This is a genomic window from Paenibacillus zeisoli (assembly GCF_003994465.1).
Taxonomy (GTDB): domain Bacteria; phylum Bacillota; class Bacilli; order Paenibacillales; family Paenibacillaceae; genus Fontibacillus; species Fontibacillus zeisoli.
Genome location: NZ_RZNX01000004.1, coordinates 267,103 through 291,575 on the forward strand (window position 1 = coordinate 267,103; position 24,473 = coordinate 291,575).

Here is a 24,473-nt window from a genome sequence, read left to right on the forward strand (position 1 = left end):
AGAATTGGAATTGATATGCAAGTCCGGCAGGGGCGTACCTAGCGGTTACAGCTTGAACCGGGAAGAAAGCCCTTGGAGCTCTACGGCCATGACCGTTAAAGAATGCACAGCTTCTTCAACCTCTTTCATGGTTGCAAGCTGCTGCTCGGAAGCTGCAGCGACACTCTGTGTTCTGGTGAATGAAGCGGCTGCGATCTCCTCCGTAGTCTGCAGGGAGGAGCTAACCTCCTCGGAGCTTGCGGAGATCTGCTCGGAAGCGGCAGACACTTCTTCAAGCTGCTGGCTCACATCCTGAATCGACTGGGTAATCTGGTTAAAGGAGAGCTTCGCTTGCTCCATGCCTTCAAGGCCTAAATAGATCTCGGCCTTCTCCTTCTCCATCATCTTGACGGCCTCTACGGTAGACGTCTGGATCTCCGTAATAATTGAGGAGATTTGTTCGGATGACTGGTTGGATTGCTCAGCCAGCTTGCGAACCTCCTGAGCTACGACGGCAAAGCCTCTGCCGTGTTCCCCGGCCCGGGCCGCTTCAATGGAAGCGTTCAGGGCCAATAGGTTAATCTGCCCGGAGATGCCCTTGATCATATCGACAATGTTGCCGATCTCCTGGGAATGCTCATCCAGCTTCCGGATCACCGCTTCGGAGGAGCGTGCCGTCTGCAATATGGAGTCGAGCTGGCTGCTAACATACTCAATTTTATTCCCGCCGAGATGGGCTTGTTCTGCCGCGAATTGAGAGATATTCGAGACATCAGCTGCGGATTCGGCAACCCGCTGGATTCCGGTGGCAACCTCCTCCATAGCCCGGCTGCATTCTTTGGAGCTATTAAACTGGGTGTCCGATCCTTCGGCGACCTCTTGGATTTCTACCGCAATATGTCCGCTGGCTTCACTGGTCTGCTTGGAACTGGCAAGCAGTTCCTCGGAACTTGCCGATAGCGTCTCAGCATGCATGCCGATTTTGGATATGATCTCCCGAAGACTGTCTACCATGTCGTTGAAGCCCTTTGATAGTACGCCGATTTCATCCTTAGAGATGTAGGATCCGTTTACAGCTAAGTTTCCGTTCTGGGCCTCTACCATGAGAGATTTCAGCTTACCCAGTGGGCGGGTGATCATTCTGGATAAGATCAGGCTGATGGCTCCGCATACCAGAACGGATAGGATCAGCAAAATAATGGTATTACGCTTGCTGTCAGCCGCATCATTCTTGTTGCTCTCGTTCAAAGTGGCTGCGGCTTTCTGGTTCATTTCCTTGATCTTGGTGAGCGTGTTCATGATCTCGGTTCGAATCGGCATCACCTGAGAGTCGAAGACCCGATATGCCGCATCAATCTGATTGGCGGCAAGCTTGCTCAGCATGGCATCCCTAGCTTGATTGCTCGTTCCAATCTTGCTTTTGAAGCTGTCGTACAGCGGCTTGGCTTCCGGGGACAGGCCGATCGCCTCAATTTGCTTCTGGGCGGCGATGCTGTTTGAGATGATCTGCTGTATCTCATCGCTAATCTCTTTCTGCTTCGCTTCATTCTGATTATCGGACATCATCAGCTCCAGCTGCAGCGTGTTAATCTGAGCATTGTTCGTCATGATCTGGCTGATCAATTCGTTCGGCACCATATTGTGCGTATACATTTGCTTGGCATTGTTATTGATTTTGTCGAGATAATAATAGCCGGATAGGCCGATCAAAATCATAAAAACCGCAGATAGGCAGATTAATCCCATAATTTTAACGGAAACCTTCTGATTCACAATAAACCTCATTCTTGCAGCCTTCTTTCATCTCGGTGTCTAAAAGATTTCAAGTCTTTGTTCTCTATATATCGTATAATTTAGGCTGTTACTAAAGATGTTTTGGCTCGTTTATGCAATATGGGTTAAATTACCTAGTCCAGGGGGAATATATGAAGCTGGTATCGTGGAATGTAAACGGTCTGAGGGCCTGTGTAAATAAAGGATTTCAAAATTATTTCGATGCTGAAGATGCAGATATATTTTGTGTTCAGGAGATCAAGCTTCAAGAGGGGCAGATTGAGCTTGATCATAACGGGAGATACGAGCAGTATTGGAATTATGCCGAGAAGAAGGGCTATTCGGGGACAGCTGTATTTACCAAAATAAAGCCGATCTCTGTAAGATACGGTCTAGAGGAAGATTACGAGCCGGAGGGCCGTGTGCTTACGCTTGAATATGAATCATTCTATTTGGTGAATGTTTATACCCCGAATGCCAAGAGAGATCTGGCAAGACTGGATTATCGGCTGGCATGGGAAGACAGGTTTAGACACTATTTGATGGGGCTTGATAAGCTGAAGCCAGTCTTAGTGTGCGGGGATATGAACGTTGCCCACCAGGAGATTGATCTTAAGAATGCGAAGGGGAACCGCAATAATTCAGGCTTCACTCCAGAAGAGAGGGAGAAGATGACCCAGCTGCTGGAGGCCGGATTTGTCGACACTTTCAGGTATTTCTACCCGGACAAGGCGGATGCATACAGCTGGTGGTCCAACATGCCTAAAGTGCGTGAGAGGAATGTGGGCTGGCGTATCGATTATTTTCTGGCCTCATCAAGACTTAAGCCTAAGCTTGCGGATGCGCGAATTGACGCTCATATAATGGGGAGTGACCATTGTCCAGTTGTACTGCTCCTCTCAGATGATTAGCACCCAAGATCAATCAAGAAAGAGGTAAGGGACGTGAATAACGAAGCTTCCGAATTAGACATTAAGGAATTACTCACCAGGCAAAAGCAATTCTATGACGAGGACCGTACCCGAAGCGTAGAGTACAGACGAGTCATGCTGACCCGTCTTAGAGATGCGCTGCAATCAAGAGAAGCCGAGATCATGGAAGCGCTGCGTCTGGATCTGAACAAATCAGAATTGGAGGCCTACAGTACAGAAATCGGAATTGTGCTGGAGGAGATCAGACATATCTGCAAACGCCTTGCTCGCTGGGCGAAGCCGCGCAAGGTGAGAACGGCCCTTACACACACGGGCTCTAAAGGCATGATTGTCCCGGAGCCGTATGGTACGGTGCTTATCATTGCGCCTTGGAATTACCCTTTTCAGCTTGCCATCTCTCCCCTTGTAGGTGCTATTGCAGCAGGGAATACGGTCGTTCTTAAGCCTTCAGAGCTGACCCCGTCGGTATCGGCAATCCTAAAGAGCATCCTGGCCGAAGTGTTTCAGGAGGAGCATGTTGCTGTAGTGGAAGGGGGCGTGGAGGTAAGTACCAAGCTGCTTAAGTGCAAATTTGATTATATTTTCTTCACTGGCAGTGTGAACGTAGGGCGAATTGTCATGGAAGCAGCGGCAAAGCATCTTACCCCAGTGACCCTGGAACTTGGGGGCAAAAGCCCTTGTATCGTGCATGAGGATGCAAACCTTGTGCTTGCGGCAAGAAGAATTGTCTTTGGCAAATTCACCAATGCAGGCCAGACCTGCGTGGCGCCGGATTATCTGTGGGTTCATAAGAACGTGAAGGAACAGCTGCTTCAGGAAATGCGCCATGTCATTCGTGATTTTTACGGAGAGCATCCACTAAGCCACCCGGATTATGGCCGGATTGTGAGTCGGCGCCATTTCGACAGGCTGGTGATGTTCCTGCAGGATGGACAAGTGGTGCTGGGTGGTCGGTCGGATGAGGGGAGTCTTAAGATTGAGCCTACCGTTCTGGATCAAATAACCTGGGATATGCCTGTGATGCAGGAGGAGATCTTTGGGCCGGTGTTCCCGGTGCTGGAGTATGAGGACCTGGAGGAGCTGATTGCCCGTGTTCGCAGCCATCCGAAGCCTCTCGCCCTGTACTTGTTCAGTCAAAGTAAGGCGATTCAGAATCAAGTGATTAGTTCCTTATCCTTCGGTGGGGGAACGATTAATGATACACTGATGCATCTGGCCACCCCTTATCTGCCCTTCGGAGGCGTGGGGGACAGCGGAATGGGGAGCTACCACGGCTTAGAGAGCTTTAAGACCTTCTCTCATGAGAAAAGCGTGCTCTATCAGACGACGCGCTTTGACTTCACATTCCGTTATCCATCATCCAAGAATGCTCTGCGTATAATCAGGAAAATGCTAAAATAACGGGCAGGGCCGTATCTGGGTTCTCGACTTGCGCTGAGATCCCGCGATACGGCTCTTTTTCGTGAATGAAATGGCCTCTATTGGGTACTTGTTCTTTAAGGGTCAATTCGCTTCGGACTGCCCGACCCCTGTGTAGACAAGAACAGCATCCCTCAAGAACTCGGCAGTGCCGGGCTGCTTCTCGTCATAATGCGCTCTGAAGCGTTCGTCATCCACATACATCCTGGCGAGCCCCGCATGGGCTTCCTTGCTGTACTGAGTCCAGTGGTAGGTCAGCCACTGTCGATGCAGATCTGCTGCTTTCTGAGCCAACTCGCCACTGGGATCGCCTGTCTTGAAGGCTTCAGCCAAGGTGGAGTACAGCTCATCAGTAAGGCGGGTGAGCTCCTCGTGCTCGGCCTGTGTCATGTTCTTCAGCTTCTTGTTGGACTGATCGATCACATCGTCACCATATTTCTCGCGGATCTCCTGTCCGTATTGCTGCTCATTGTCGTCAATGAGCTTCTGTTTGAAGCCTTCAAATTTCTCTTGGTCTGTCATAACCATTCTCCCTTCATGGGCAGCTATCGTCTTCTCCACATTTGCGATAAGAAGGTCAAGCTGCTTTCTTTTGCCAAGGAGCTGCTTCAGATGTTCACTGAGTGTCCTGGCTCTATCAAACGAAGCGGTATTTATCAATTCCCGAATTTGCTCCAGACTAAGTCCTAGCTCTCTGTAAAAGAGGATATGCTGGAGCCGATCAACCTCACTTTGGCCGTAGATTCGATAACCGGAAGAGTTGATTCTTCCCGGCTTAAGCAGGTCAATCTCATCATAATAGCGGAGCGTTCGGGTACTGATACCAGCAAGCTGACCGAGCTTTTGTATGGTATATTCCATCTTGGCGTCCCTCCTGACCATTTAACTGTACGCCTTAACGTAACGTGAAGGTCAATATCTTTTTCTTAAATTATACAGGAATATCTATGGATCTATTTAGGGGGAATGGTCCTGTGAAATGTGATCGGTGCAACCTGGCAGGGGATCTCTGCGTTTAAATGATCGGAGGTGTTGATGGATATGACGAACAAATTGAAAATGGCTTCCGCTCTGCTGGCGATGGTTATGGTGCTTGCCTTGGCCGCATGCAGTAACGGGAAGTCCGAACAGCCTGCAACCGGGCAGGCACCAACTAAGACGGGGCAGAATGAGACGGCCAATAAGCCGGAAGATCAGCCTAAAGAAATGGTGATGAAGGAAGGCACGGGAACATTCACAGGCCTTGCCGATCCACATACCGTTGAGATTATTATGGACGGTAACCCGGCCGCTTTTCAATTGGGAGAAGGGATGGATCAAGCGGTTGCGGGACTGCAGAAGAACGATAATGTAAGCTTTAAATATGAGGAGAAAACGGGCTTAGGCGATTCGGCGGCCAAACAGCTAGTATTGACCGAGATTACGAAGGCGGCATCTGGCGGAGCATCTGGTTCAGGGGATTCAGCCGCCAAGGAACGTCCAAAGACCGGGAAGCTGGAAGTGACCCTGGAGGGGAACACCGAGCAGCGGACGGCTTCGCTTGTGAAGGGTGAAGGGTATTCCTTCTATATCCCGGAGCAGTTCACATTTGATTCGAAGGCGGGGCTTCTCTATATGAACATCGATAAGAACTATGCGGTAAGAATTGAGAAGCTGCCTTCTGACTCTAATCTTGAGGATCTGGAGACTAAGGGCAGGAAGAAGCTTGAGCCGCATGGTAAAGTGACTAAGCTGATTGGAGAAGAGATCAATCCGTTAATGCGGGATGCGAAGCTTTTCCTGCTCTCTTCGGGCAAGTCAGCCACTTATGAGTATATTGTGAAAGAGCTTGATGGCAGCAGGTTTATTTTCCACGTAGACATGCCCCAGGGGGAGCCCTCAGAGGGATTCGGACCGCTTGCTTTCGCGGCGCTGAATACGATCGAGAATGAATAGGTGAATGGAGGGATTGCATGATTTCCATTGATTTGGCAGGCAAAACAGCCCTGATCACAGGAGCAAGTGGAGAGCTGGGTCGTGTAATGGCACGCACACTTGCCCAAAGCGGGGCCGATATTATTATTCATTATTTCAGCAATCTAGCGAAGGCGGAGTCCGTTCGGCAGGAGGTTGAACAGCTTGGCCGCAGGGCATTTGTTATTTCTGCGGACATTTCCAGCCTAGATTCCGTCCTTCAGATGAGAGATACACTGCAAAGTGAGTTTAAGCTTCCGGAGATTGTCATAGCCAATGCGGTCTCCCAGTATAGCTGGACCACGGTGCTCGAGCAGGATCCGGCTGACTATCTGGACCAGTTCAACTCGACCGTGCTGCAGGCCGTTCACTTGTCTAAGGCATTTGTACCCCATATGATCCAGCAGCAGGGAGGGCGCATTGTTGCGATTAACACAGAAAGCTCCATGCAGAACTTCCCTACCCAGTCCGCCTATGTGGCGGGCAAGCGGGGGATGGATGGCGTCTACCGTGTGCTGGCCAAAGAGATCGGGGAGCATCAGATCACCGTGAACCAGGTTGCGCCGGGCTGGACGATCAGTGAGCGGGACCGGAATAACAACACAGAGCATAGCGAATCCTACGAGCAATCGGTTCCACTTAAGCGGCGCGGGACAGATCAGGAAATTGCCAACGTGGTGGCATTCCTGGCTTCTGACTTGGCCAGCTTTATAACCGGAGCTTACGTGCCCGTCAGTGGCGGGAATGTAATGCCATCGATCTAAATTAATGGGTAGAAGGGAGGCTTGATCCCATGCATGACAAAGCCGATCGGCTGAAAGCAGCCAAAGTCCCGGACCGGCAGCAAACGGAGTCTTCCGAGCAGCATCGATTGCCTCCCGGACAGACGCTGACCAGCAAGTTCCCGATATTGCACGAAGGTCCGGTACCCGAATATGATCTGAACAGGTGGACGCTGCGTGTATTTGGCGAAGTGGAAGAGGAGCGAATCTTCAGCTTGGATGAACTCCAATCCTTACCGCAGTCGAAGTCCGAAAGCGATATCCACTGCGTAACTCGGTGGTCCAAGTTCGACACCCGCTGGGAGGGTGTGAAGTTCAAGGACTTCATGAAAGAACTGGGGCTTCTGCCAGAGGCGAAGTATGTTATGATTCATGCGGATACGAATTATGAGACGAACCTGCGGCTGGAGGATCTGCTGCATGAAGATGTTCTGCTTGCTTTCCGCTATGACGACAAGCCCTTAACGCCCAAGCACGGTTATCCGCTCCGGCTGGTCGTTCCCCACTTGTATTTCTGGAAAAGCGCCAAATGGGTCCGAGGCATCGAATTCATGAAGGAAGACCGCAAGGGCTTCTGGGAAAGTCATGGCTTCCATAACACGGCTGACCCATTCAAGGAGCAGCGCTTCTCTTCGGATGAGTATGAAATGCCGGAAGGCGAATGGGAGTATAACGAGTATGATTGATCTTTGAGATAGGCCGGACAGCGATGGTGCTGTCCGGTTTTTTTTATATGCGGATATAATCTGTGTAAAGCTTGTGGAAGTGAAAAAAGCCTGTCTCTGTGTGTATGCAGAAGACAGGTTTTTAGAGATTTTGCTAGAAAACTGGCATTTCACAATGCACGGTGTTGGGAGGGGGTGGTTCCTCAGAGTGGTCATTCTCTGTCAGTATGAATCAAGGAAGTTTGACAATCTTGGCCTTGTAATACCACTTGCCCGTAGAATCAATATATCCATTGTCCGTCTTGGTAACAACCCAAGCCAACTTGTTGCTGTAAGGCCGAACCTCGACAAACTCGAATCCTGTTATTCTCTTGCCTGAACTGTTCATGATCGCCCAAAGCCCGTTCTTCTTCACGCTGGCCAAGCCCTCCTGGAAGGAAGCTGCATCATCATACTGGGGCGATATGCTGAGCTTGCCTTGAAGATTGGTATAGCCCCACTTTCCTTTTATTTTTACAGGGGCCAGTAGAGTGTTTGAAAATGCTTTTGCATCCTCGAACTGAGACTTTATGATCCAAGCTCCCGCTTTATTGATAAAGCCCCATTTCCCGTTCTGCTTGACCGCAGCCGCGGGTCCCGTAAAGGATCCTGCAGCTGAATAGACCGCTTTGATCACGAGCTTTCCTTTTGTATCAATAAATCCCCATTTACCATTGATTTGCACGGCTGCAAGGTTATTGGCATAGGACTGTGCGGATGAGAACTGCGGTGCAATGACCATTTGACCGGATAAATTAATATAGCCCCACTTCTTGCCAACCAGTACGGGAGCAAGTCCACTGGCAAAATCGTTCAGGTCTGGATAACGGTTCTGGCCGATATATTCGCCTTTCGTGTTGATGAACTGCCAGCCTTTGTCGTCCTTCACGGCAGCCCTGCCTTGATGGAAATCTCGGATGAGCTTATACTCACCCGGGAATGCAGGTTCACCGGTAGGGGTAATAAAACTCCATAAGTCGTTCGCGGCGCGATGAACCGCGGCGAGTCCTTCCGAGAAAGGCTTGACCCGGTAATAAGTCTGGCCGTCTTTTACAACAGAGCCCTTGTCATCCAGGTACGTCCAAGCAAAGGTCCAATCATTAGGATGCCAAGGGATAGGCAAAGCATAAGTAACCGTCTGGCGTGTCATTGGTACAGGAGTCGGAGCCATTATATTCGCGGGTTCATTGGAAATTTGCCCTTCTTTGTTATTTCCCCACTCAAATAGCTGTCCATCACGGGTTAGGGCTGCCGTAATTTCTTCTCCGCTTGCAATTTCCGCCACATTGTCAATCTTGCTCAGCTTGATAGGTCTTGGCCGGGACTCTGTCGTTCCATCACCTACCTGGCCATATTCATTCGGCCCCCAGGACCATACCTGACCCTCTTTGGTGACCGCGTGAGTTCCCGACACCTGAACAATGTCTGTTAAGGAAGGTAACGGGATCGGATCTTTAAAGTAACTGTATTGCATCTCTCCAGTTCCGATACTCCCTTGGTAATTTATGCCCCATTTTACAACAGTGCCATCCTGCAAAAGCGCGATATCGCCGGATAGAGACTTTACGCTGCTTAATCCGTTAAAAAGACCAGGGGAGGTAACGATCTCCTTCTTGCACTTCCCGCCGCTGCATTGGATGACCCCGCCCCATCGCCACACATTCCCATCTGAAGTGACGGCGAGACCTTCATCGAAGGAAGCTGAGATAGCGGTGACATTGGAAAGAGATTGAACTTGAACAGGAACTACTTCATCATTGCCACTTTGACCGTTCCCCAGTTGCCCGACTTTATTGCTTCCCCAGCCCCATACTGTTCCGTCTTTGCGAAGAGCAAGTGTATAGTAGGCGCTGTCTGCTATGTCAATGACATCGGATATCCCGCTTATTTGTCTAGGCACCGAGTCGTCTTGGCCCTGACCCAACTGCCATACGGTTCCGTCCTGCTTTACGACCGTTGAATGATCATACCCTGCGTCAATAATTTTAACATTTTCGAACCCTTTGATTGGAACAGGTACGTTGTGATAGCTGACATTGTGGTCACCCAGCTGACCATTAATATTATTCCCCCAGCCCCATGTGTTGCCCTCTGTGTCTAAAGCCAGAAAATGATAATATCCTCCTGCAATCTTCGTGAACTTCACGCTCTGACTGCCCGCAGCTGCAGCGGAGACACCTTGGTAAGACGTCCCGCAAAGCAGCAATGCGCAGAGAGCAAGAAGAACAAACTTTAACCTGGAATACATTGAATGCATTTCAAACCTCCATATTTTTGAATTAAAAGTATTACAATCCTACTTCGGCGGGATGGGTATGATTTCCTCTAAAAATTACCAGCCAAGCGTGCGGTCACTGCGAATCATTCAGAACACGATAGACGTTGTTTCTTTCGTAAGCGCTTGGGTACGGGTCTATCTCTATTCACCACATTTATCCAAATATGGTATACTCGTAGCACTACTTTTTTGTGTCTCTTAACGAGAGGAGATCAAATTTCTATGAATGTAGCAGCCAAATTGTTTGGGAGATTTAGAGACTACGATACACACAACAAGCTGAGAGTCTATCAGGACAAAGCGAAGCTCATCATGACACGAAATTTGGAGGTATGGAACGACGAGGAGCTTCAAGTGGAATCTGTCCGACTGCAGAACGAAGCAAGAATGGGCACGCCCTTGGAGGAGCTGCTCATCGATGCTTATGCGTTAGTCTGCGAGACAGCAAAGAGGAAGCTGGGATTACGTCCTTATGAAGTCCAAATCATGGCGGCTATCGCTCTGCACGAGGGATTTTTGATTGAGCAGCATACCGGTGAAGGCAAGACGCTTTCAGCTGTTATGCCTGCTTATCTAAATGCGTTAACGGGCAAAGGCGTTCATGTGCTGACTTTTAACGATTATTTGGCAAATCGGGATGCGCAGTGGATGGCCCCGATCTATCGGTTCCTTGGGATAACAGTTGATTCAGTTCAAGCGGGTATGACCTTCTACGAGAAAAGGGAATCGTACTCTGCGGACATAACCTATGTTACGGCTAAAGAGGCGGGGTTCGATTACTTGCGCGACACGATTGCGCTATCAGAAGCCGATACGGTGCATCGTCCTTTCCACTACGTTATCGTCGACGAAGCGGATTCACTGCTTCTTGATGAAGCACGGGTACCGCTAGTTATTGCCGGCGAGCCGGTCAGTTCCAAGAATGACGGCATTTTGTTCGCAGAAGTGGCCCGGAAGCTGCAGCAAGGGGAGCATTACGTATTTGATGAGTTTCAGAGAAATGTATACCTGAATGAAACGGGCGCTGCGAGAGCGGAGTCGCTAATGGGATGCGGTAATTTGTACGATAGCCATAATAACGGCTTGTTATCATCGCTAAATTGCGCGCTGCACGCGGAGACATTATTGACGAAAGACGTTGATTACATCGTCAGGGATGGCATGATCGAGCTGATTGACGAATATACCGGCAGGGTGGCAGAGAACAGGCATTTACCCGAAAGATTGCAAGCTGCGCTTGCGGCCAAAGAAGGGCTGCAATCTTTAGCTGGTGGGAAAATCCTCGGGACGATCACCCTTCAGCACTTTATTAGCCTGTATCCGAAAATTTGCGGAATGACGGCTACCGCATACGCTTCGGCAATGGAATTCGAGGCTGTATATCAGCTTCAGGTCGTGCGAATTCCGTCTAATCGGCCAAACATACGAATCGACCATCCGCATCAGATTTATACCCATAAAGAAGCCAAGCTCAAGGCGCTTGTACGCGAAATCTCGTCTGTCCATAGGACGGGACGTCCAATTCTCATTGGCACATCAAGTGTCGGGGAGTCTGACCTGCTGGCGGAGGCGCTATCAGCTGCTGGTGTACCGTGCCATGTGCTGAATGCGAGAAACGACGCAGAAGAGGCGGAGATCATTGCCAAAGCAGGTGAAATCGGTGCCGTAACGGTATCCACGAATATGGCGGGACGCGGCGTGGATATTCGGCTTGGCGGCGGCAACCCCATGCAGGCAGAAGCTGTCGCCAACCTGGGCGGGTTGTATGTAATTGGGACGCATGTGAACGAAAGCGTGCGAATCGACGACCAGCTGCGCGGGCGTTCTGGACGCCAAGGCGATCCTGGCGCTTCCGTATTTTTCGTAAGCTTGGAGGACGAGTTATTGCTTCGGTTCGGTATTCACAAAGCAATTCGCGCCCCGAGGCAGGATGAACCACTCGAAGATCCGGTACTCCGCGATAAAATCATACATATTCAGCGCGTTGTTATGGGCCAGAACTTCGATATCCAGCAGGAGCTGAATGGTTATTCGGATATGGTGGAGGATCAGAGACGAATTCTATACGAAGAGCGGCTTGCAATTTTGAAAGGCATGAAGCCGATGAGTCCTGCGGAGCAGCGGGTACGGCTTTTTTATATCGACAAGTTCTGGGCTGAGCATCTAGCCTACGTGTCTTACCTTCGCGAAGGCATCCACCTGGAGAGCATAGCCAGCCGCAGTCCCATCGACGAATTTCATGTGCAAATTACCGAAGCCTTTGATGAAATTCCCGATAAAATCAATCGTGCTTCAGAGGAGATGCTTGTAAGGCTCGAGGGCTCGAATGATCCGGGTAAATGGGAAAAGTTCGGCCTGAAGAACCCTACCTCCACACGAACTTATATTATTAATGATCAATACATCCAGAACAAGCGCAGCTCCTGGTCTGCCATGACCGTATTTGCTTATTGGCTTCGCAAGTTTGCAAGACCCCTATTCAAGCTGTCAAAATATTAATGCGGTGAATTCCGCTGTAATCATACTAGATCACCATCTGTTGACCAATTATGTCGACTTGTTGTTACAACACTATATTGATCTAAAGGAGTACATCGCCATTAGGGCAATGTACTCCTTTAGATGGTAACACTAATTAAATCTACTCTGCTTTGCAGGCAGCCATCGGATTCAACTCCTAACTGATCCAGGGAGCTGTGAGTTTGAACCAGAGAATCACACGGTCAACAATAGCTCCATGGCTTCACGTTCCTTACTCGCAATCTCAGTCAAAAGCTCGGAAGCCTGCTTCAGTTCCTGATAGTTACCCGTTCTCCCTGCGTGGTCAAATGTAGAAGACACGCTGACCCACATGGGCGCAATTTCCGCAAATAGCTTATATGCCTTGTCCAGTCTTGAGTCTCCAAGATGAGCCATACATTCTTCAAGAAAATCCCGATATAAGTTTCGGAACAAAGCGCCGCCAGTTCCCGCCTTCTCCATCAACAGCGCAGTCAAGCATAGATCTGCATCGATATTCTTGCTTCTAGAAGGCCATTTCAGGACTTCTTGGCTCATTTTGAGAATGCCTTTATTCCCTATATTGCGAATGGGCGGATTTAGATAGTCACGTGCATTTTGGGTTATAGACGCTCGTATTACGGGTACTAGCTCAGGAAGCGTATCAGGCGGCTCAATCGTAAAGGAACGATTTCTGGAGCTCATTGGGCCCTTTGCGTTTCTGGCTATGGCCAATTGCGTCAGTCGTGTCTTCACGAGTCCACCTTGCTGGCTTGTATCCGCCATGTAGGCGTATTCGGCATCCGCGCCATAGATTACTGCGTAATGACCTGCAAAGTGCACTTTATTCGTAAAATAGTCCAGGTAATAGGAGTCTAACTTCAGGCCAACCGGAACTCCGCGTTCAATAAAGCTCAGCACATTCTGCCACGCTTTATTGACAGAGGAGCTCTCTTGCACCCTGAGGGTTAGATTGAGCCGGGATGCCAGGCAGGAGGTCAATTCATCCGGCTTCACTCTTCCCCCAATGAAGGGAAAATCCATCTGCTTGGAATCCCAATAAATGAAACCGAATCCCTGACCTAATCCGAATAACATCGGCTCCGATAGCCGAATCCCAGCAAATTGAAGCAAGTTGCCCACGGTTGTCGTCTCGCAATGCTCCCCTTGATAAGACACAAAATCTTCAATGATTCTACTCACGTTCCTCCGCCTCCTCTAACAATTCATGAATGATCCTGCTGACGAACGCTTGCTCACTCTCGATAAGACTCACTGGGTGAAGGAAAAGTGCCCTAACGTGTAGCGGTAAATGAGCGCCGCCTTGCGATTCATACATCTGTCTAAGATGATTCATTGTCTCGCCAAGAAAATCCAGCCGTTTACGCAAAGCTTCAATCGCCTCGTCCTTCTCCACAACAGGTAATGCGGCAAGCCCGAGATCGAACCGGTTATCGCGTTCCCGTGAAGAAGACAGGCTTGAAATGACATCATCCCTCAGCGTCCTGAAGCCTTTTTCGGTCACAACAAATCGAGTCGGCATAGGACCCTTCCCGGATTTCTCGCCGGATTCCTCGTGCTCAATCAAGCCCTTATCGTTCAACTTCTTCAGACCTGCGTAGACTGAAGTCGTACCGATATTGGCCCATTCCCTATAACCTCGTTGATCGATTAGCTTATTGATGTCGTAACCCGATGCTTGATTACATTCCGCGATAATTTGCAGCAGCGTAAATTCAACATTCGAAAGTGGATTCATGTTCAGGCTCCTAATGATTAATATTACACATGTGTAATATAACACTAGTGAAACAATATATCAACATAATGATGGAAGTGGGAGGGGGGTGTGCTTCAGCAGAAATGACCCATGCAGATCGGAGGGGAAGAGGTACAACAACTTGCAGCTGGAGACCAAGGGGAGAGGGACAGCATCGTAAGAGTGAAGAACTAGGCATGGCGAAGCAGCAAGCGGAAAGGCATGGCAAGCTGCCGAGTGTAACGTAATCTAAAGAGGACTGTGCAGCTGGCGAGTAGAACGCAGAAGCGACACAGCATAGCAAAATGGTGAGTTAGTCATGGAGAAGGAAGTAGCAGGGGCGCAAAGGTATGCAGTTTACCAGCGCAACGGAACCTAAAAAAGGACCGCAGCAGCCCGCCTCTCGGCAACCTGCCACAGCCCTTACAACCCGCGTCTAGTGCGGCTTCTTTGTTCTTACTCTTCTCCGGTTGCTACCGGATTCTCCTAATAGCTGATCCAGTCGCACCAGTTGGCAAGCATATGAAGAGGAATTGAACTAAAAAGACTTGATCTCTATCACGATACCTGTGCCTGATTGATTTCATTCAGGTTAACTTCCTCAACGCCCATCATCATTTTGTAATGAGCATGATGATTTGTTACCTCGAATATCTTCTCAAATATTTTTAGGTATCTAGCATTTGTGTCTAATGGATGTTCAATATACAAATCATCACCAGCAAAATGGGACCCATCATTTGCCCAAGATAAAAGCGATTTACATACTACCATTTCCTCTTCCTCGAATTTACCCAATATATCGTCTTCACTAAAATTACCAAATACTTTGAAATAATTTTCTATGATTCTACGAATTAGATTTTGGACTGTAGTTGATGAAGTACTACTCTCTGCTGCTGCTCTAAGCTCGTTCCACATTAACTCATACGAGGTTTTTATTGGATTTGAATCGTAAGGTTGAGCTTCAGTAACATTATTAACTTTTCTAATTATCCAAAACGTCTCATCATTTAACTTTATTCCCTTTGAACGCTTCTTTTGAAAAGTTACCTCCTTGTGAAAGTAAACATTATGGGTTAAAACAAATAATTGAACCACATTGTTCTGATTCTTCCTAATGTCATCGATTAGCTTCAAAATGAGATTGCTAACAATGAATAATATATTGCTATCCAAGCTAGAAATAGGATCATCAATTACAACAATCTTATTCTCTGAAATAAGATCTCTGTTATTACTTCCATTCAACAAATGCATAAAATATAAAAATGTTACGAATGTTTTTTCTCCTTCACTTAACGTCTGATTTACATCTTCTCCATTAGAACGTATCAAGCGATAATTACCCTCGCTTTGTGTATGGGCAAAACTGAAGTTAGTAAAATTGTACGCCTTTAACATACGATTCATCTCATTAACGGAAGGAATTACACTGGTAATTTGAGCTTCTAAACTCTGAATTTCGGAAATTATCCTATTTTTCTCAGATGTTTTTGACAATATGCCAGCTTTGATCCCCGTAATAGCACTTTTAATGCTAAATTCTTTTCGCACATAGATCTCGTGAATATGGAGATTTTCATTCGCTATGTATTTCCATATTTGGTCTTTCAATATTTGTTCTTCCTGGGCTCGGTTATCAACCATCCTGTTATGTCCGTGAATTTCTAGATTTACTTTATCAATTTCCAAATTGATATTTTTTACAAATGCATCAAAGGAAGTCAATTCAATTTTCTTACTAGGTTGTTTTTGCTTTTGGTCAATCAATTCGAGATTAATTTCGTTTTTTGATCTAATTAACTCATACTGTTGATTAATTCTCCATTTATCGATATATGGCAACTCTTCATTTAGTAGAGCTTGGATCGTCGTTTCAAGACTATTATATAATTTAATATATAAGTCAACGCAATCTATTAACTCATTCATCTCATATTCATAAGTTTCATTAAAGTATTCTTCCAACTTATGTAGAAAACCATCTGGTAATGACTGTTGGCAAAAAGGACACTTACCTTCTGACTTATGCACATGATCGAATCCACTTTTAACCCAATCACTTATAGCTAGCCTTGAAATGAGAGACGCAATATCAACATCTTGTTTACCAACAATTTGTTTTTGGAATAACTTATTAATACAAAGAGCGTTAAGTTCGTCAATAGTTATTAAGGGAATATTTTGAACTTTCACTAAAGTTCCTTTAAATAACTTATTTGAACGAGTGCGTAAATCTTCAAAATCACATAGTATGTTCTCGATTGAATGTGCTTGTTTACATTTTTTCATAAAGTTGATTTTATTATTTCGAACACCCGAAAAAGCTTGCAAAAACTCGTCATCATATTTCCTTTTCAAATCCCAACAATATTCTATAAATTCACTTTCATTTGAGGTGTATTCCTCCTCCTTAGTTGATAAGTTACTGCGCATTCTCCGAATCTCACCATCTAATATATCTACTAACCCCTTTTTTTCAAGAATTTCATTTTTTATTTCTGTTGACTCTTTACCTAAAGTGAAAATACCTTTTATGTTTGAATCTTGATGAAAATTCTCCTCTACGAATTTTTGATTGTATACCAATGTTTTTAATGGTTGAGAAACCCAATCTATATTGCATTCCGAGAAGTGATCAATATCTTTCATAACATTTGATAGTGATGTTTTTCCACTTCCATTTGAACCGTAAAGAAAATTAATTTTCTTAAACCCACTATAGGTAACGCCTAAATCATTATAAGTCGCTATTTTTTTTATAGATAATTCTTTAATCACTACTTTCACCCCGTAAGTGTTTTTTTGAAAAAAGGGATATTTAAAATATAGTTTTCTTAAGTGCTTCCATTTTTCAGTGATGTAGCTTGCTCGCAAAAATCAAATAACTAGACACTCCATATCAAGCATTCTTCATCCCCTCATTCCCTAAAGAATTCATTCCCGATTGGCAAATAACAAATGGGATATATGACCATTTTACTATGATAGTGGTAAATTAGTAATGGAACGTATGTTTGTTTATTTGTTGTCCCTGACATGTTAATTGCTGCTGACTAAACTTAAGGGTTGTTAAATTTTAACTTGCGGAGATATTAGGTGTTTTATTCCATTGGTTGGTTTGTCAGGGATCCCACCATATTTCTATTAACAAGGACATTAGAGCCAGTATCTGAAACGACCTGATTTGTAATGTTCCTGGACAGGTGCGTTGACTCATTGTTCTAAGAATAAAAAATACACCGCCCAAAGCCCATGCCTCAGTGACGATGTATTTAAAATTTTCATCATATTTATATGATGCTAAGCTTTTTCTTAATTTCCCACAGCTATTGGATTCTCCTCATAGCTGATCCAGTCGCTCCAGCTTCCCGGATACAGCTTCACGTTCGTATACCCGAGATGGTGCAGCGCGAGCACATTCGGACAAGCGCTCACGCCAGATCCGCAGTATACAACAACGTCGCGGCCTTCTTCAGCTTCTTGAATAATATCAGCAAAATGCTCCCTCAGCTCGGCCTCGCTCTTCCAGGCTCCGCGCTCGTCAAGCACCTCTTTCCAGAAGCGGTTAACCGCGCTTGGAATATGTCCTGCGCGGGCATCGATCGGCTCTTCCTCGCCGATATAGCGCTTCGCTTCGCGCGAATCCACCAGCAGCGCGCCGTGTGCCCCGGCGGCAGAGGCTTCGCGCACCTCGCTGACGTCAGCCCACATGCCGCGCTGCGGCTGAGCGGTGAACGTCTGCGGAATGACCACCTGCTGCTCGGCGTTCACGGGGTAACCCGCCGCCTCCCATGCGGAGAAGCCTTCGCTCAGCACATAGACCTGCTCATGCCCGGCATAGCGCAGCAGCCACCACAGCCTCGCGGCGTACATGCCGCCCTGATCGTCGTAAGCAACGACTCTCGTCTGCGGGCCAATCCCGGCCCGGCTAAGACGCTCTTCCAGTGCCGTTAGCTCCGGCAGGGGATGGCGTCCGCCATGGGCCTGGACAGGACCCGACAGGTCTGCCTCCAGGTCCAGGTAGACAGCGCCTGGAATATGGCCGGCGTCATAAGCCTGCCGTCCTACTTCAGGCTTGCCGAGCTGGAAGCGGCAGTCCACAATGACTTGATCCTGCTCGTAGAGCCTCGCGAGTAGCCAGTTTTTTGCAACCAACATAGACATGATTACTCCTCCTCTATATCCTTTTATTTCCGAATCTCAAAAAATTGACAGTCCTTGCGTGAATGATACGCCAGTTCGCTTACGCTCGATTGCAGGATGACAGTCAGGTCATCAAAGCGGATAATGACTCCGCCGGAATCTACCAGATGATCATCTTGAAATACACGAATACGGTACTGATGGTCCAAAGCCTCCTGAAAGTCCTGTTCTGTCAGGAGTGGTCTTCTAATTGGCATGGTGATTCCCCTTTGCTGGTACAAATTACAATTAAGGTTACCATATCATAAAAATGGCCCTTGGTGCGACCGCAAGCTGCCGCAGGATTTTATGCCTGGTAGGGACATGGGATTCTCCTTTTGACTTCACACAGAGTCTGGAAGTACACTAGTTAAAAATTACTAAAATCCTGCTATAGAAGTTGAACTTAATTGTAAGAACATTTCACACGGCTGACTAACAGGTAAAATCACTAGTTCAACTCATATAGCAGATCTAATAATTAGGAGTGGCTTTGTTATGGACGTTAATGGACTCAGGCAGCACAGGCAGTACCCGGATCAGACGGGGCACGGGCATGGGAATGCACGGGCGGCTTACGAGCGTGACTATTCAAGATTGATTCATTCACCTACCTTCCGGCGCCTGCAGGGGAAATCCCAGGTGTTCGGGGCCGGAACCGGCGATTACTACCGGACTCGTCTTACCCATTCTCTTGAGGTGGCGCAGATTGCGAGGGAAGCTGCGCGCAGCCTGATTCGTTCCTATCCGGGCATTGACACCGCGCGGGCTGGCAATCCGGGACTCATTATTGACTCCGAGGTTGTGGAATGTGCGGCGATCTGTCATGATTTCGGGCATCCGCCATTTGGGCATAAAGGAGAAGAGGTGCTCGCGGGGATTCTGGACCGGTTGATCGAGGACAAGGTGCAGCAGGAGCTGCAGAAGAGCATTGATCCAGCTGCCAATGAGCTGCTAATTCGCTCCACAATGCGGCAGAAATACGAGCATTTCGAAGGAAATGCCCATAATTTCCGGCTTATGATGTTCCTGGAGAAGCGGGAGGATCTGGACGGGCTGAATCTGTCGGATGCGGTGCTGCTGGGAACGAACAAGTATCCATTTCCCGGCACGGTCAATCATAAGGGCATGTATCACCATGAGTGGCAGTATATTTCTGAGATCCGCAGTCTTTGGGGCATCCCGGCGGGCAAGAAGACGCTGGAAGCCCAGCTGATGGACCTGTGTGATGATATCGCGTACTCGGCGCATGATCTGGAGGATGGGATCAAGGCGGGGAAGATCGAGGTGCATGAACATTTCATGCAGGACTCGCATATCCAGCAGCTGATTGTGGAGAAGGTGAATACGCTGGAGGATCCGTGCTGGCAGGGATGGGATGATGAGCGCATACGCAGTAAGGCAGAGGAGGTGCTGACTTCGTTCCTGCGGGTCTGGAATGAGAAGCTGCCGACCTGTGACTTCGATTCGTCAAGGACCCGCCGGGAAGTTAAGGCTTATTGGGTAAGCCTCTTCGTGGGAAGCCTGGGCGTCATTCCGGACGGGAACTGGCAGAAGGTGACCTTTGTGAGGAATGGGGAAGAGGACGAGGATATGCTGCGGACGGTCAGTGTGCTCAAGAGCTTCGCTTGGGTTACCATGATCCGGGACCTCAGGGTACAGCGCCTGCAGAAGCGGAGTGCGTGGATTATTAAAAGGCTCTGGGATGCTTTTGTGGACCCCCACACTTCGAAGTCCATTATTCCGGGCGACTGGCTCCGCCGTTTTGACCGGGATCAGAAGAGAGAGCACCCGATCTGGACCTGGGAGCATATGATCATTGATTATATTGCAGGCATGACCGACGCTTACGCCGAGAAAATATACAACGAACTGTACGGACTCAAGGTCGGCTCGATTTACGATCTGGATTAACCCCGAGCAGAACGGGCTCCCGGCGGGAGATGGTTCTGAGAAATAATAATCTGAAGGGAGAATCCCCTATGATACGGTTATCATATTGGGAGAGCTCCTTGATGGTATTCCTGCTGACAGCGCGAACTTCGAATACAAAAAGCAGCTGCAGAATTGGACTGAGTCATAAAGTCTAATTCTGCTGCTGTTTTATTTTTCCCCTGCCGCCATCGCCGCGAAATACTCCACAACCACCTCACGAAATTCCTGGGCTGCCCGCGAAATGTAGCGACTCTTATGTGATAACAATGCGATCTCTCGCACCAATTCATGACCCTCCACGTGGAGATAGTGAATATGATCATTGGCATTGCTTGCTGTGCTTGGGATGAAGGCAATGCCAATTTCAGCTTCCACAAGTGAGCCTAACCTTGCAGGTTCATCTCCCTCGTACACGTATTTTGGCAAGAATCCGGCAGATTGGCATACCGAGTCCGTTAAATCACGTGTACCATAGCCTCTTTTCACACCGACAAACCACTCATCTCTCAGTTCAGCCAAGCTCACGCTATCCTGGCCTGCCAGTCTATGACTCTTGGGAACAGCAACAAGGACCGGGTCGAAGAACACGATCTGGGTATTAATATCATCCCCGTGTATAGATGGAGAGGACAAGCAGAAGTCTACCTCTCCCCTGTGAAGAAGCGTAACCATTTCTTGTGTGGTTAGCATTTGGACATAAAATTGGACATCGGGCCGATTCTTCCGGAACTCCCGAAGGATATAGGGCAGTGCGCTTGCTGCGGTTACTGCCAATTCGAGTGTGCCATGTTCGGGACTTGATAAATCGCTAATCTCCTGCTTCCCCTGTTCGAGTTCAAAGAGGGCCCTTTCGGCGCGGCGAAGAAATTTGCTCCCGAATTCATTTAACCGCAGCTTCCTTCCTACTCGGTCGAATAGGGGGACACCTAAATCCTCCTCCAGACGCTGAATCGTCTTGCTTAGCGAAGATTGAGTCACGTGCAGACTTCGCGCGGCTTCCGTTACATGCTCCAATCTGGCTACAGCAATAAAATATTGAAGTTGTAGAAGCTCCATTTCACACCTCCGCTCATTCCTTCTAGTCTATGAAATCATAACATGAAATGCGTTGGAATAAATGACGAGTTTCCAGTACGATAACATCAATAACGAGAGGGGGAGCGAAATTGAATGCTCGCAGCAGGTGGTTAATGATTTCAGTATGTCTTGGAATTCTGCTCAATCCACTAAATTCTTCGATGGTATCTGTGGCTCTTCCAAGTCTGCAAAATGTGTTCAAACTGGATTTTACAGGCGTGTCCTGGATCATATTCTCTTTCTACATTGCAAGCGCAGTCGCACAGCCTGTCATGGGTAAAGCCAGTGATTTATTCGGTCGTAGGAGGATTTTCCTTGCCGGGCTTGTTATATCCTTCGCGGCATCCTTATTGGCTCCGATATCACCCTACTTCGGCATGCTTATTGTGCTGCGCGTTGTGCAGTCGATCGGAACCAGCATGATGGTTGCGGTGGGGATGGCTATCATACGCATTTATATAACGGAGAGACAAGCAACTGCACTGTCTGTCTTGTCTATATTCCTATCCGGAGCAGCAGCGATTGGCCCTTTTATAGGCGGTGTTCTGATCCATTGGTGGGGTTGGCCAGCTATCTTTTTGGTCAATATTCCGTTTGTGCTGGCAAGCTTTCTGCTCGCCTGGAGGACGATACCTAAGGAAGAGCAATCTGCACTTCTCGCTGCGCGGGACATGACTTTTCGGAAATGGGTTGCTGTAGTTGATGTATCAGGAATTCTGCTCTTCACCGTAGGGCTGGTTGCTCTGCTCTATGGGCTGCTCTCAGCCAAATCAACCGGACAAATCTCATCAGGCAGCCTCATTACCCTGCTGATCGGCCTCGCGGCGCTGGGGGGATTCGTAAGATATGAGCTCAAGACGAAGGCGCCCTTCATTCCTTTGCGGACATTCGCACGGCATCCTGCGATGACCTCTGTCAATGTTCAATATATCCTTGTTAATCTGCTATATTATTCGCTCTTCTTCGGGTTTCCTTCTTACCTGCAGACGGTTCGGCATGTAAGCGAATTCCACACAGGAATGCTTATGCTGACCCTGGGCTTAACCTCTTTGGTGACGTCACCACTGGCAGGACGCTGGATTGATAAGTCAGGGCCCCGGCCGGCGCTGCTCATGTCTGCCATTCTGATGGCCTTTGGGTCCGTATGGATCGTGACCTTGAATCAGACATCACCCGTGATCAGTGTATGCTTGGCGCTAGCTGCATTCGGGATTAGTAACGGGCTGAATAACGTAGGCATGCAGGCAGCCCTGTTCCAAAGTTCTCCGAAGGAGATCATCGGTGTAGCATCTGGGTTATTCAATACCTCCAGATATCTGGGAACCATTCTATCTTCCTTGTTGATCGGTATCGTAATGGGAGGCAAGTTCAGCTTCGGGGGATTTCGTTGGCTAGCGGTGATTCTCACCCTAATTGCCTTGTCTTTGGTATTCATGAACCGGCGGCGCCGGGGTTCAGGGCATTTGCAAGAGATGGAGGGCTCATCAAGTTCAAGTTAGATGGTGAAGATGAGCAGCTGTCCATATGTATTAGAAAAGATATCCCGACGTTAGAGATTGGATTGGCGTGCTTACTGCAGGAAGAATATGTTCTAGAGGACGCTGCTGCGTTGGTCTCTTGGAATAAACAGAGTGGGTGTCCCGGTTCAAGCAACCTGGGGACACCCACTTTTTATTATAATGGTGGATTTGCGTGACATCTGCGGCATACCGGATAGTAGGCTTCACTGCCGCCGATCTGGATCTGTTCACCGTTATACACGGGCTTTCCATTCTCAACCCGCAGGTTCATGGTGGCCTTGCGTTCACAGAACCAGCAAATCGTCTTCATCTCTTCTAATTTGTCGGCATAGATTAACATCTGCTCACTGCCTTCGAACAAGCGGTTCTGAAAGTCATTCTTGAGCCCGAACCCCATGACGGGTACATCCAGCTCATCTACGATCCGGGCAAGCTGCCGGATGCCTTCCTTCTTGAGGAACTGGCACTCATCCACCAGTACGCAGTACGGCTTAGGTTCGTGATTCTTTACTATGCTGAATATATCAGTGTCATCATAGATCGGAATGGCCTGTCTTCGCATACCGACACGGGAGGACACGAATCCAATCTCGTCCCGGGTGTCGATCGCCGGTGTGAAGATCAGAACGGGCTTGTTCTGTTCCTCATAGTTGTGGGCTACCTTAAGAATCTCAATGGACTTACCGCTATTCATTGCTCCGTATTTGAAGTATAACTGTGCCAAGCTGCATGTTCCTTTCCCCGCTGAAAATATCTATTCCAGCATAATAGGCGGGCTTGGCGTTAGTCAATGCATAACCGCTGGGAGCGGCAGTGTGAACAGGGCTGCAAATAGCGCAGAAAGCGCTAGGATGACTTCTTAGCAGCCGACCCTTCCGCTGAGCTAGGCATTCCCGCAGGCAGCTGATCGGTTCCAAGGATCATGTCCAGCGCAGGATTCGTGACTCCGAAATAATGCTGGGAGTCTTTAAAGTGGTGAAGCAAGTGGTATTTCTTCATCCACTTTCCAAAGCGTGTACGAGGGGTAATCGGTCGGTGCGAGACATAATGAACCCATTCATAGAGCAGGTGATAGACACCTACCCCGAACATAAGCGCACTACCCAGGTGAATGCTTTGGAAAGCCAAGGTGAAAACGAGCCAGAATAAGAGATGAACTGGTACGTTGTATGAATTAGGTGTGAGCATGTCTTTGAAATCCTGCGGATTCTTGTGGTGATTGTCATGTCCCTTATGAGCCTTCGGCATGATTCTCGATAGCCATCCGTGCAGGATAAATCGGTGCGAGACGTATTCGACAATGAAAAAGACCAGTAATCCTCCCAATACTGCGGACCACGTCCAACGGCTGTAGGGAGTGATGAGTGTAACAACCATGTACACGATCAGCATAAACGTGATGAACAGCACCCTTGAATCCGAGGCGAACTCCTTGACGAGCTGCTTCTCTTTACTCTTCATAGTACGATTTCATCCCTCTCCTTACTTCTCTTTTTAATAATCCACTAAAATGAACTAAGCCCAAGCTCCTCATCCGGTATCTTGGTATATGTAGCAAAATTTGTAACTTGAGTTTATTACTTATAATTAAGCACAGATCTCACGCTTTGGCTACTGGGCCAAAGTCCAGTGAATGACGGCTCTAAGGTCCAGATTCAATTACCTCCTCCAGAAG

At 48.0% G+C, this 24,473-nt stretch carries 20 protein-coding genes; 9 read left to right on the top strand and 11 right to left on the bottom strand.

What is annotated here, in order from left to right:
• Positions 1 to 45 precede the first annotated feature (45 nt).
• Positions 46 to 1,764 (bottom strand): methyl-accepting chemotaxis protein, encoded by a 1,719-nt coding sequence (locus EJP77_RS12595; RefSeq protein WP_127199585.1) that lies wholly within the window; start codon positions 1,762 to 1,764, stop codon positions 46 to 48.
• Between the two features lie 140 nt (positions 1,765 to 1,904).
• On the opposite strand from EJP77_RS12595, the gene EJP77_RS12600 reads away from it, so the two are divergent.
• Together EJP77_RS12600 and EJP77_RS12605 are read left to right on the top strand one after the other, a co-directional pair.
• Positions 1,905 to 2,663, top strand: coding sequence for an exodeoxyribonuclease III (locus EJP77_RS12600; protein ID WP_127199586.1), 759 nt, complete (start codon positions 1,905 to 1,907; stop codon positions 2,661 to 2,663).
• Between the two features lie 33 nt (positions 2,664 to 2,696).
• A complete protein-coding gene (locus EJP77_RS12605; RefSeq protein WP_127199587.1) occupies positions 2,697 to 4,085 on the top strand; it encodes an aldehyde dehydrogenase in 1,389 nt (462 codons plus the stop codon).
• A gap of 102 nt (positions 4,086 to 4,187) precedes the next feature.
• On the opposite strand, the gene EJP77_RS12610 is transcribed toward EJP77_RS12605, so the two are convergent.
• A complete protein-coding gene (locus EJP77_RS12610) occupies positions 4,188 to 4,964 on the bottom strand; it encodes a MerR family transcriptional regulator (protein ID WP_127199588.1) in 777 nt (258 codons plus the stop codon).
• A 180-nt stretch (positions 4,965 to 5,144) separates the two neighbouring features.
• Between EJP77_RS12610 and EJP77_RS12615 the strand changes: the two genes are divergently transcribed.
• From EJP77_RS12615 to EJP77_RS12625, 3 genes are read left to right on the top strand one after another with little or no spacing between them, the layout of a single operon-like run.
• Positions 5,145 to 6,038 (top strand): hypothetical protein, encoded by an 894-nt coding sequence (locus tag EJP77_RS12615; RefSeq protein WP_127199589.1) that lies wholly within the window; start codon positions 5,145 to 5,147, stop codon positions 6,036 to 6,038.
• A gap of 17 nt (positions 6,039 to 6,055) precedes the next feature.
• Positions 6,056 to 6,820: an SDR family NAD(P)-dependent oxidoreductase gene (locus tag EJP77_RS12620; protein ID WP_185897333.1), complete on the top strand. Its 765-nt coding sequence runs from the start codon at positions 6,056 to 6,058 to the stop codon at positions 6,818 to 6,820.
• 29 nt (positions 6,821 to 6,849) lie between these two features.
• On the top strand, positions 6,850 to 7,524 hold the full coding sequence (locus tag EJP77_RS12625) for a sulfite oxidase-like oxidoreductase (protein WP_127199590.1): 675 nt from the start codon (positions 6,850 to 6,852) through the stop codon (positions 7,522 to 7,524).
• 211 nt (positions 7,525 to 7,735) lie between these two features.
• Here EJP77_RS12625 and EJP77_RS12630 read toward each other — a convergent pair whose 3' ends face one another.
• Entirely contained in the window at positions 7,736 to 9,799 is a 2,064-nt protein-coding gene (locus EJP77_RS12630) for an RCC1 domain-containing protein (protein WP_127199591.1), read from the bottom strand.
• Between the two features lie 243 nt (positions 9,800 to 10,042).
• Between EJP77_RS12630 and secA2 the strand changes: the two genes are divergently transcribed.
• Positions 10,043 to 12,319: an accessory Sec system translocase SecA2 gene (gene secA2, locus EJP77_RS12635; protein WP_127199592.1), complete on the top strand. Its 2,277-nt coding sequence runs from the start codon at positions 10,043 to 10,045 to the stop codon at positions 12,317 to 12,319.
• A gap of 216 nt (positions 12,320 to 12,535) precedes the next feature.
• On the opposite strand, the gene EJP77_RS12640 is transcribed toward secA2, so the two are convergent.
• Entirely contained in the window at positions 12,536 to 13,522 is a 987-nt protein-coding gene (locus EJP77_RS12640; protein WP_127199593.1) for a BtrH N-terminal domain-containing protein, read from the bottom strand.
• A complete protein-coding gene (locus tag EJP77_RS12645; RefSeq protein WP_127199594.1) occupies positions 13,515 to 14,078 on the bottom strand; it encodes a PadR family transcriptional regulator in 564 nt (187 codons plus the stop codon). The genes EJP77_RS12640 and EJP77_RS12645 overlap by 8 nt, the downstream gene beginning before the upstream one ends.
• Before the next feature lie 104 nt (positions 14,079 to 14,182).
• On the opposite strand from EJP77_RS12645, the gene EJP77_RS20685 reads away from it, so the two are divergent.
• Positions 14,183 to 14,326, top strand: a complete 144-nt coding sequence (locus EJP77_RS20685; protein ID WP_185897334.1) for a hypothetical protein — start codon at positions 14,183 to 14,185, stop codon at positions 14,324 to 14,326.
• Between the two features lie 310 nt (positions 14,327 to 14,636).
• On the opposite strand, the gene EJP77_RS12650 is transcribed toward EJP77_RS20685, so the two are convergent.
• The 3 genes from EJP77_RS12650 to EJP77_RS12660 form a co-directional block, all read right to left on the bottom strand.
• A complete protein-coding gene (locus EJP77_RS12650; protein ID WP_185897335.1) occupies positions 14,637 to 16,862 on the bottom strand; it encodes an AAA family ATPase in 2,226 nt (741 codons plus the stop codon).
• Between the two features lie 534 nt (positions 16,863 to 17,396).
• Positions 17,397 to 18,248 (bottom strand): sulfurtransferase, encoded by an 852-nt coding sequence (locus tag EJP77_RS12655; protein WP_127199596.1) that lies wholly within the window; start codon positions 18,246 to 18,248, stop codon positions 17,397 to 17,399.
• A gap of 23 nt (positions 18,249 to 18,271) precedes the next feature.
• The gene (locus EJP77_RS12660) at positions 18,272 to 18,484 is read right to left on the bottom strand and encodes a hypothetical protein (RefSeq protein WP_127199597.1); all 213 of its coding nucleotides are present in this window, start codon (positions 18,482 to 18,484) and stop codon (positions 18,272 to 18,274) included.
• Between the two features lie 280 nt (positions 18,485 to 18,764).
• Here EJP77_RS12660 and EJP77_RS12665 point away from each other — a divergent pair, with 280 nt between their 5' ends.
• Positions 18,765 to 20,180 (top strand): deoxyguanosinetriphosphate triphosphohydrolase family protein, encoded by a 1,416-nt coding sequence (locus EJP77_RS12665; RefSeq protein ID WP_127199598.1) that lies wholly within the window; start codon positions 18,765 to 18,767, stop codon positions 20,178 to 20,180.
• A gap of 189 nt (positions 20,181 to 20,369) precedes the next feature.
• On the opposite strand, the gene EJP77_RS12670 is transcribed toward EJP77_RS12665, so the two are convergent.
• Positions 20,370 to 21,257 (bottom strand): LysR family transcriptional regulator, encoded by an 888-nt coding sequence (locus EJP77_RS12670; protein WP_127199599.1) that lies wholly within the window; start codon positions 21,255 to 21,257, stop codon positions 20,370 to 20,372.
• 110 nt (positions 21,258 to 21,367) lie between these two features.
• On the opposite strand from EJP77_RS12670, the gene EJP77_RS12675 reads away from it, so the two are divergent.
• Positions 21,368 to 22,777 carry an MFS transporter gene (locus EJP77_RS12675; protein ID WP_127199600.1) on the top strand — a complete coding sequence of 470 codons (1,410 nt, stop codon included), beginning with the start codon at positions 21,368 to 21,370 and terminating at the stop codon, positions 22,775 to 22,777.
• Between the two features lie 175 nt (positions 22,778 to 22,952).
• Here EJP77_RS12675 and EJP77_RS12680 read toward each other — a convergent pair whose 3' ends face one another.
• Together EJP77_RS12680 and EJP77_RS12685 are read right to left on the bottom strand one after the other, a co-directional pair.
• A complete protein-coding gene (locus EJP77_RS12680; protein WP_127199601.1) occupies positions 22,953 to 23,522 on the bottom strand; it encodes a thymidine kinase in 570 nt (189 codons plus the stop codon).
• Positions 23,523 to 23,644: 122 nt separating this feature from the next.
• Positions 23,645 to 24,259: a sterol desaturase family protein gene (locus EJP77_RS12685; RefSeq protein WP_127199602.1), complete on the bottom strand. Its 615-nt coding sequence runs from the start codon at positions 24,257 to 24,259 to the stop codon at positions 23,645 to 23,647.
• Positions 24,260 to 24,473: the final 214 nt, after the last annotated feature.

What these genes read in the sequence shown, in the direction of transcription:
- EJP77_RS12665 (WP_127199598.1), top strand. Translation starts at nt 18,765, where the DNA reads ATGGACGTTAATGGACTCAGGCAGCACAGGCAGTACCCGGATCAGACG.
- EJP77_RS20685 (WP_185897334.1), top strand. Translation starts at nt 14,183, where the DNA reads ATGACCCATGCAGATCGGAGGGGAAGAGGTACAACAACTTGCAGCTGG.
- EJP77_RS12685 (WP_127199602.1), bottom strand. Translation starts at nt 24,259, where the DNA reads ATGAAGAGTAAAGAGAAGCAGCTCGTCAAGGAGTTCGCCTCGGATTCA.
- EJP77_RS12660 (WP_127199597.1), bottom strand. Translation starts at nt 18,484, where the DNA reads ATGCCAATTAGAAGACCACTCCTGACAGAACAGGACTTTCAGGAGGCT.
- EJP77_RS12615 (WP_127199589.1), top strand. Translation starts at nt 5,145, where the DNA reads ATGACGAACAAATTGAAAATGGCTTCCGCTCTGCTGGCGATGGTTATG.
- EJP77_RS12670 (WP_127199599.1), bottom strand. Translation starts at nt 21,257, where the DNA reads ATGGAGCTTCTACAACTTCAATATTTTATTGCTGTAGCCAGATTGGAG.
- secA2 (WP_127199592.1), top strand. Translation starts at nt 10,043, where the DNA reads ATGAATGTAGCAGCCAAATTGTTTGGGAGATTTAGAGACTACGATACA.
- EJP77_RS12600 (WP_127199586.1), top strand. Translation starts at nt 1,905, where the DNA reads ATGAAGCTGGTATCGTGGAATGTAAACGGTCTGAGGGCCTGTGTAAAT.
- EJP77_RS12645 (WP_127199594.1), bottom strand. Translation starts at nt 14,078, where the DNA reads ATGAATCCACTTTCGAATGTTGAATTTACGCTGCTGCAAATTATCGCG.
- EJP77_RS12595 (WP_127199585.1), bottom strand. Translation starts at nt 1,764, where the DNA reads ATGAGGTTTATTGTGAATCAGAAGGTTTCCGTTAAAATTATGGGATTA.
- EJP77_RS12630 (WP_127199591.1), bottom strand. Translation starts at nt 9,799, where the DNA reads ATGCATTCAATGTATTCCAGGTTAAAGTTTGTTCTTCTTGCTCTCTGC.
- EJP77_RS12620 (WP_185897333.1), top strand. Translation starts at nt 6,056, where the DNA reads ATGATTTCCATTGATTTGGCAGGCAAAACAGCCCTGATCACAGGAGCA.
- EJP77_RS12655 (WP_127199596.1), bottom strand. Translation starts at nt 18,248, where the DNA reads ATGTCTATGTTGGTTGCAAAAAACTGGCTACTCGCGAGGCTCTACGAG.
- EJP77_RS12625 (WP_127199590.1), top strand. Translation starts at nt 6,850, where the DNA reads ATGCATGACAAAGCCGATCGGCTGAAAGCAGCCAAAGTCCCGGACCGG.
- EJP77_RS12610 (WP_127199588.1), bottom strand. Translation starts at nt 4,964, where the DNA reads ATGGAATATACCATACAAAAGCTCGGTCAGCTTGCTGGTATCAGTACC.